Source organism: Kitasatospora sp. NPDC048298 (assembly GCF_043201465.1).
Taxonomy (GTDB): domain Bacteria; phylum Actinomycetota; class Actinomycetes; order Streptomycetales; family Streptomycetaceae; genus Kitasatospora.
In genome coordinates this window covers 1-7,655 of sequence record NZ_JBICYZ010000044.1, presented here as the reverse complement: position 1 = coordinate 7,655, position 7,655 = coordinate 1, and the positions used below count along the sequence as shown (strand labels likewise).

The 7,655-nt window shown below is 76.6% G+C and carries 6 protein-coding genes; 2 read left to right on the top strand and 4 right to left on the bottom strand.

Features of this window, described 5'->3' with window-relative positions; translation table 11 throughout:
- Positions 1-53: 53 nt before the first annotated feature.
- Entirely contained in the window at positions 54-1,310 is a 1,257-nt protein-coding gene (locus ACGF0D_RS28260) for a geranylgeranyl reductase family protein (RefSeq protein ID WP_392920986.1), read from the bottom strand.
- 281 nt (positions 1,311-1,591) lie between these two features.
- Between ACGF0D_RS28260 and ACGF0D_RS28255 the strand changes: the two genes are divergently transcribed.
- A complete protein-coding gene (locus ACGF0D_RS28255; protein ID WP_392920984.1) occupies positions 1,592-2,956 on the top strand; it encodes a dipeptidase in 1,365 nt (454 codons plus the stop codon).
- Here ACGF0D_RS28255 and ACGF0D_RS28250 read toward each other — a convergent pair.
- A complete protein-coding gene (locus ACGF0D_RS28250; RefSeq protein ID WP_392920981.1) occupies positions 2,932-3,849 on the bottom strand; it encodes a DUF4184 family protein in 918 nt (305 codons plus the stop codon). The two genes, ACGF0D_RS28255 and ACGF0D_RS28250, sit on opposite strands and share 25 nt — an antisense overlap.
- A 110-nt stretch (positions 3,850-3,959) precedes the next feature.
- Positions 3,960-5,027, bottom strand: a complete 1,068-nt coding sequence (locus ACGF0D_RS28245) for an NUDIX domain-containing protein (RefSeq protein WP_392883950.1) — start codon at positions 5,025-5,027, stop codon at positions 3,960-3,962.
- Between the two features lie 447 nt (positions 5,028-5,474).
- On the opposite strand from ACGF0D_RS28245, the gene ACGF0D_RS28240 reads away from it, so the two are divergent.
- Positions 5,475-6,389, top strand: a complete 915-nt coding sequence (locus ACGF0D_RS28240; protein ID WP_392920979.1) for a PfkB family carbohydrate kinase — start codon at positions 5,475-5,477, stop codon at positions 6,387-6,389.
- Positions 6,390-6,531: 142 nt separating this feature from the next.
- Here the strand turns inward: ACGF0D_RS28240 and ACGF0D_RS28235 are convergent, their stop codons facing one another.
- Positions 6,532-7,395 carry a C40 family peptidase gene (locus ACGF0D_RS28235; RefSeq protein WP_392920976.1) on the bottom strand — a complete coding sequence of 288 codons (864 nt, stop codon included), beginning with the start codon at positions 7,393-7,395 and terminating at the stop codon, positions 6,532-6,534.
- Positions 7,396-7,655 lie beyond the last annotated feature (260 nt).

The window sequence follows — 7,655 nt, the reverse complement described above, 5'->3', positions numbered from 1 at the left end:
CGCCCCTCCCCGCACCGGGGAGGGGCGCCGGCCCCGCGTCGCGACGACCCGGACTACCGCGAGGCCATCGCCATCAGCCGCCGCGCGGCCCGGTGCTGCCGCAGCACCTGGGAGAAGGAGGTCTGCCCCTGGGTGGTCCGGGCGAAGGCCCGCCAGGCGGCCGGCACCAGGCAGACCGCCGCGTGGAACAGGTACGGCCGCCGCTCGAAGGCGTTCAGCAGCTGCTTGCCCGCGCGCATCTCCACGCCCAGCCCGGCCTTGACCGCGAACGCGTAGTTCAGCGCCTCGCGCCGCACCGCCGCCGCGTCGCCCGCCTCGGCCACCTTCACCGCCCACTCGCCGGCCAGCCGGCCCGAGCGCAGCGCGTACGAGATGCCCTCGCGGGTCCACGGCTCCAGCAGTCCGGCGGCGTCCCCGGCGACCAGCACCCGGCCGCGGGAGAGCGGCGAGTCCTCGGCGCGGCAGCGGGTCAGGTGCCCGGACTCGACCTGCGGGGTGAACCCGGACAGGCCCAGCCGGCGGATGTAGTCTGCGAGGTACTGCTTGGTCCGCTCGCCGTCGCCGCGCGCCGAGATGACGCCGACGGTCAGGCTGCTGGTCTCGGTCTTGGGGAACACCCAGCCGTAACTGCCGGGCAGCGGGCCCCAGTCGAGGTGGATGCGGCCCGCCCAGTCGGCGGCGACCTGCGCCGGCACCGGGATCTCCGCTTCCAGGCCGAGGTCGATCTGGTCGAAGGTGACGCCGACGTGCCGGCCGATCCGGCTCGCGCTGCCGTCCGCGCCGACCACCGCGCGGGCCTCGAAGGTGCGCCCGTCACTGGCCGTCACCATCGCCGTGCGGTGCTCACCGCCGCGCTGCTCGACACCGGTGACGGTCACTCCGGTGACCAGCACCGCCCCGGCCTGCTTGGCCGCCTGCACCAGGCGCAGGTCGAACTCGTCCCGGTTGACCAGGCCGAACAGCATCCGCTTGGACCGGCGGGTACGGGTGTACCTGCCGTCGTAGGCGAAGGTGACGGCGTGCACCCGGTCCTGCAGCGGCAGCCGGAAGTCCGGCGGGAGGCTGTCCCGGGAGGGGCCGATGATGCCGCCGCCGCAGGTCTTGTACCGGGGGTGTTCGGCCTTGTCGAGCAGCAGCACCCGGCGGCCCTGGGCCGCGGCGGCGTACGCGGCCGAGGATCCGGCCGGTCCGGCGCCGACCACCACGACGTCCCAGACGCCGTCCGGCGGCGCGGCCGCGTCGTCGATCGGACCGCCCTCGTCCGGGCTTTCGAGCGGGCTGCGGGAATCGGAGCTTCCGGAGTCAGTCACGTCGAGCAATCCTATGCGTCCGGCGGCGCCGGTCGAGCGCGCCGCCCCCGCGCGGGTACCACCCGGGCCCGGTTCGCCGGTGCGCTCCGGCGCGCCGGCGCCACCGAGCCCCCCAAACCCCGTCCGCCTCCCGCCGTCCGCCTCCCATCGCCCCCGCCCGCGCCGCTCCCGCGCCTCACCCGCCGGAACACGCCGTTCCGCTCCGCCTATGATCGGCACTACCGCCAATCGCCTCCTCCGCCCGCACCACCCCCAGGGCGGACCGTCCCCCCGGAGCCCCGATGTCACAGCCCCTGGCCGACGCCGTCCGGTCCCTGATGGACCGTGCCCGCACCGACCTCGCCGAGCTGGTCGCCTTCCCGTCGGTCGCCGACCCGCGCCAGTTCCCGGTCGAGGAGTGCGAGAAGGCCGCCCGCTGGGTCGCCGACGCCTTCGCCGCCGAGGGCCTGACCGGCATCCGGCTGCTGGACACCCCGGACGGCACCCAGTCCGTCTACGGCGAGCTGCCCGGCCCCGAGGGCGCGCCGACGGTCCTGCTCTACTCGCACTACGACGTCCAGCCCCCGCTGGACGAGGACGCCTGGCTCAGCCCCGCCTTCGAGCTGACCGAGCGCGACGGCCGCTGGTACGGGCGCGGCGCCGCCGACTGCAAGGGCAACATCCTGATGCACCTGACGGCGCTGCGGGCGCTGCGTCAGGTGTACGGCGACGCCTACCCGGTCGGCCTGAAGATCATCGTCGAGGGCTCCGAGGAGCAGGGCACCGGCGGCCTGGAGCGCTACGCCGAGGCCCACCCCGAGCTGCTCACCGCCGACGCCATCGTCATCGGCGACACCGGCAACTTCGCCCCCGGCCTGCCCACCGTGACCACCTCGCTGCGCGGCATGACGGTCGTCGAGGCCACCGTCACCACGCTGGCCGGCAACCTCCACTCCGGCGCCTTCGGCGGCGTCGCCCCGGACGCGCTGCAATCCCTGGTCCGGATGCTGGCCTCGCTGCACGACGAGAACGGCGACGTCGCGGTGGCCGGCCTGACCACCGACCAGACCTGGACCGGGGTGCAGTACCCGGAGGAGCAGTTCCGCTCCGACGCCAAGGTGCTCGACGGCGTCGCGCTGACCGGCACCGGCACCATCGCGGACCGCCTCTGGGCCCGCCCGTCCGTCACCGTCCTCGGCATCGACGCCCCGCCGGTGATCGGCGCCACCTCCTCCGTCCAGGCCACCGCCAAGGCCCTGATCAGCCTGCGCGTCGCGCCGGGCACGGACACCCTCGCCGCCCAGGACGCGCTGGTCGCCCACCTGGAGGCACAGGTCCCGCTCGGCGCCCGGCTCACCATCGAGCGCCAGGGCAACGGCGCCCCGTTCCGCGCCGACGTCAACGGCCCGGCGTACAAGGCGATGGGCGAGGCGATGGCCGAGGCCTTCGGCACCGCGATGGTCGCCTCCGGCGAGGGCGGCTCGATCCCGCTCTGCAACACGCTGCGCTCGCTCTACCCGCAGGCCGAGATCGTGCTGATCGGCGTCGAGGAGCCGACCGCCCAGATCCACGCGGTCAACGAGAGCGTCGACCCGCAGGAACTGGAGCAGATGGCGCTCACCGAGGCGCTGTTCCTCCGCCGCTACGCCGAACTGCGCTCCGCCTGACGGACCCGACGGGCCTGCCCGGCCTGGTCGGCCCGGCCGGCCTGACGGGCCTTCGCGGCGGCGCCCCGCGGGGCCTCCCCCGGGGCGTCCGGCCGCCCGCCGCGCAACCGGCGGGCGGCCGCCAGCACCGCCGCGTAGCCGACCGCACCCACCGCGAGCCCGGCCCCGGCACCGAAGCAGACCTCCGGCACCAGGTTCCGCCGCAACGGGCTGAGCCGGTGCAGCACCCCGGCGGCCGTCGCCGCGCCGAGCACCGCGACGGCCGCCCGCCGGGCCCGGGGCGCGAGCCGCACGGCCGGCCGCACCGGCTCGACGGCCCGTACCGCACGCGCGGCCCAGCCGCCCAGTGCCACCAGGGCGAGCGCCGAACTGCCGTACTGCAGCGCCTCGTACAGCGGGACCCCGGCCACCGGCCGGTCCAGCACGGGCAGCAGCCTCGTCCCCAGCCGGTCCCCGTGGGTGAACGCGTCCCAGCCGACGTGGGTGGCCGCGCCGATCGCCGCCGAGGCCGCGAACCACGCCGCGCCGCGGACCGTAGCGCCGGCCGTACCGGCGTCACCGAGCCCGCGGGCCCCTCCGGCCCGCCGGGCGGTCAGCGCCTCGGCGCCACCCGCCCAGCGCTCGGGCAGCAGCGCCACCGCCGGTCCTCGCAGCAGCCCGTGCCAGCCGGCCACCAGCGCGCCGGCGACCGCCACGTCCAGCGTCGGCACCGCCCACCAGCGGTGCGTCAGCCCGCCGTGGCCGTACACCCCGGGCAGCAGGGACTCGGCGAAGAACGGCACGTCCGGCGCCATCGACCCGGCGACGAGCGCCGACGCCACCAGGGGCCCGCGTGCCCCGGCGGCGCGCAGCAGGGGCAGGACGGCGGCGGGATGGCTCAGCGTGAACGGCATGCCCCCATCCTCCCGCCCGCGACCGCGACCCGGCGCGCCGGGAGGCGTCGGGAGGCCTCCGGCAGGCCGCCACGCCGCCCCAGCCCCCGCCCCCGCGCGCCGACCGGCCGCTACACCGCGTCCGCCGTGCTCGCCAGCCCCACGGCCACCCGGCTCCCCGCCTCCAGGTACCGCAGCTCCCCGCTCCGCCTGGCGTCCAGCGCGGCCGCCAGCCGCCGGTAGCGCCCGGGGGGCAGCAGCTCGCCGGCCTCCTCCAGGGTGACGAAGCGCCAGCTGCGCAGCTCCTCCTGCTGGAGCAGCAGGTTCCGCCGGCCCTCCTCGTCCAGCAGGCCGCCGTCGTACACCAGCCGCAGGCCGCCGCGGCGCGGGCCGGTGCGCGGCTCCCAGTCGACGGCGAGCAGGCGCAGCGTGGACGGGTCCAGACGCAGGCCCAGCTCCTCGGCGGTCTCGCGCAGGGCGGCGTCGGTGGGGGCCTCGCCGCGCTCGACCACCCCGCCGGGGAAGTCCCAGTCGGGCTTGTAGACCGGGTCGACCAGCAGCACCCGGTCCTGCTCGTCGAAGAACAGGACGGCGGAGGCCACGGTGTCCCCGGTCGGGTCCGGGGTCTGGGCGATCGGACAGCGGGCGGCGCCGACCCGGACCAGTTCGGCGATCCGGTGCGCGGTCTCCCGGGGGGAGAGCTCGCCGGTGTCGATCATGCGGGCGTCGCCGACCAGCCAGCGGCGGGCGGCGCGGTAGCGGGGCAGGTGTTCGAGACACCAGGCGCGGACCCGCTCGCTGCCCTCCGGGTCGCCCGGGCACTCGTCGCGGTGGGCTATGCGGTCGCGCAGGATCGTTTCTTCAGGGTCCAGGACGAAGTGGTGCACCGTGATCCCGTGCGAGGCCAGGTCGCCGAAGATCTCGTCCCGGTAGTCCTCCCTGAGCAGGGTCATCGGGACCACCAGCGGGCCCCCGACCTCGCCGAGCAGCGCCGCCGCCGTCTCGGGGACGAGCCGGCGCCACGCCGCCAGGTCCTGGAAGTCGGACACCGTCGCCAGCCGGTCGGCCGGGAGCATCCGGCGCAGGCCGAAGCCCACCAGCTCGGGATCGAAGAGCACGCTCCCGGGCAGCAGTTCCACCAGCTCACGGCAGGCGCTCGTCTTGCCCGCCCCGAATGTGCCATTGACCCAGACGATCACAACGTCCCCTGCCCTCGACTTCCCCCGATGCCGTTCGCACCGGGCAGCGCCCCCGTCGGTCGAACCAGCGCCACCCGTGGTGGTACCCGCGCCACGCCGCTCCCCATGCCTGTCCGACGCGCCCGCCCGCACGCCCCTCTCTGCCCCGTGACAGCGGCATGTGCCCAGGTCAGAAGCCCATGCATGGAAATATGCAGACCGGTCTACATCAATATTGCACCCCTTCACCACTGCTAGGGCACAGGGCGCCCGATGGGTCGACTTGCCGCGCGCGCCCCGCTCGCACGCTTCCGTACACCCCTCCCCTTACGCTCCGAGCCCCCGCGTGCGCGCCCCATGCCGTGCCCCGGCCCGCACACGTCCCCCCACCCGCTCAGGCCACCGACCACCGCCCGCCGACCGCCGGCCTCCTTGCGCCGCCCGCACCGCGCCGCGTACAGAGGAACGATGAAGCTGCTTCCCGCCGGCCGTGTGGTCGTCATCGGCTCGGTCAACACCGACCGCATCCTCCGCTGCCCCGTGCTCCCCTCCCCCGGCGAGACCGTCCTCGCCACCGCCACCGGCCGGGGCTTCGGCGGCAAGGGGGCCAACCAGGCGGTGGCGGCGGCCCGGATGGGGGCGGCGACGCACCTGGTGGCCAAGGTCGGGCGGGACGCCGACGGCGAGGCGGCCCGTGCCGATCTGCACGGCGCGCAGGTCGAGACGGGCGCCGTGCTCGTGCACCCGGACGCGCCCACCGGTCAGGCGATCGTCATGGTCGACCCGGCCGGGGAGAACAGCATCGTGGTCGTCCCCGGCGCCAACGCCCACCTCACCCCGGAGGAGGTCACCGCCGCGCTCGGCCGCCTCCGGCTGCTCCCCGTCGACGTGGTCCTGACCAGCAACGAGGTCCCCGCGGAGTGCATCCGCGCGGTCGCCGCCGCGCTGCCCGCCGCGGGCGCCTCGGGCGGCACCCGCTGGCTGCACAACACCGCGCCCGCCGGCGCGCTGCCTCGGACCGGCCCCACCGGACGGCGCCCGCTGGTCGTCGCGAACGCCGTCGAGGCCCGCCAGCTCACCGGCGCAGCCGACGTCACCGAGGCCGCCCGGGCGCTGGCCGAACGCGCCGAGGGCGCCGTGGTCACCCTCGGCGGCGAGGGCGCGCTGGTCGTCGTGGACGGAACGCCGGCCCGGCTGCCCGCCCCGACCGTCCGGGTGGTCGACACCACCGGCGCCGGCGACGTCTTCTGCGGCGCCCTCGCCGCCGGACTCGCCCGCGGCGCGGGGCTGACCGACGCGGCCGCCACCGCCGTCGCCGCCGGGGCCTTCGCCGTCACCGGCCTCGGCGCGCGCGGCGCGCTGCCCCGCCCGACGGACCTCTGAGCGCGCGTCGGAAGCCGCCCGCCGCCCATCGCCCATCGCCCATCGCCCGCCCCGGCCCGGCACGGCACGCGGAACGCCCGCGGAACGCGCGCCGTGGCCGCCGGACGACCCGGCGGCCCCCGACGGGCGGTTGGCGACGCCGCTACGGGCGCCCCATGTAGGCGGGGTAGTAGCCGCTGCTGATCCCCGAGATCCGGACCTTGGTCCCGGGCCGCGCGGCCTCGACGTACCTGTTGTCGCCCAGGTAGATCGCCACGTGCTGGATGCCCCGGGGCGTCCCGTCCGGCGACCAGAACAGCAGGTCACCGCGGCGCAGCTGACTCGCCCTGATCGGCGTGGTCGCCGCGTACTGGTCGTTGGCCACACGGGGCAGGCTGATCCCGCCGTGCCGGAAGGCCTGCTGCACCAGGCCCGAGCAGTCGTAGCCGTCCGGCCCGTTGCCGGCCGTGCGGAACGGTACGCCCAGCTTGGAGAGCGCGAACTGCACGGCGGCCTCGACGTTCGGGTCCTGCGCGACCGAGTCCTCGGTGTGGCCCGCGCCCCCGGAGCCCGAGGAGCCGCGGCCGGTGCGCTCCAGGTAGATGTCGTAGTGCGAGGTCCAACGCCACTCGCCCTTGCTGTTGCGGAACCAGTAGCGCGATCCGTCCCAGCCCTCCTTGATCCCTCCCGAGCCGGTCGTGGCCTTGGCCGCGGAGGCGGAGCCGCCCCCGGTGCGGGCCGCGTACACGCTGTAGTGCGAGGTCCAGCGCCACTGCCCCTGGCTGTTCTTGAACCAGTACCGGGAGCCGTCCCACCCGGCGTGCGCCGGGGCGGACTCGGCGGCCGCGGGGCTGACGCCGGTGCCGAGGCCGATCACGCCCGTGCCGGTCGCGATCACGGCCACCGCGGCGATCCCCCGACGGAGCCGCGAGGTGCGGGACGGACGGGAGGTGCGGGCGGTGGCAACGTCCTGCTGCCCGGTCGGTTCGCCGGCGGCCTCCGGCGCGCCGGTGTTGACGGTGGTCATCGTGCTGACTTCCTTCACTGCTGCGGATCGCTGCGGACTGCGGCGGACTGCAGCGGATTGCTGTGACCGGCCGGTAGTGGCCGTGCTTGTCGGCAGAGCCCCCGCCCGGGGGGGGGGGGGGGGGGGGGGGGGGGGGGGGGGGGGGGGGGGGGGGGGGGGGGGGGGGGCGGGGGGGGGGGGGGGGGGGGGGGGGGGGGGGGGGGGGGGGGGGGGGGGGGGGGGGGGGGGGGGGGGGGGGGGGGGGGGGGGGGGGGGGGGGG

Excerpts from the sequence above, each read along its gene's own strand:
- ACGF0D_RS28255 (WP_392920984.1), top strand. The coding sequence starts at position 1,592 with ATGTCACAGCCCCTGGCCGACGCCGTCCGGTCCCTGATGGACCGTGCC.
- ACGF0D_RS28250 (WP_392920981.1), bottom strand. The coding sequence starts at position 3,849 with ATGCCGTTCACGCTGAGCCATCCCGCCGCCGTCCTGCCCCTGCTGCGC.
- ACGF0D_RS28240 (WP_392920979.1), top strand. The coding sequence starts at position 5,475 with ATGAAGCTGCTTCCCGCCGGCCGTGTGGTCGTCATCGGCTCGGTCAAC.
- ACGF0D_RS28235 (WP_392920976.1), bottom strand. The coding sequence starts at position 7,395 with ATGACCACCGTCAACACCGGCGCGCCGGAGGCCGCCGGCGAACCGACC.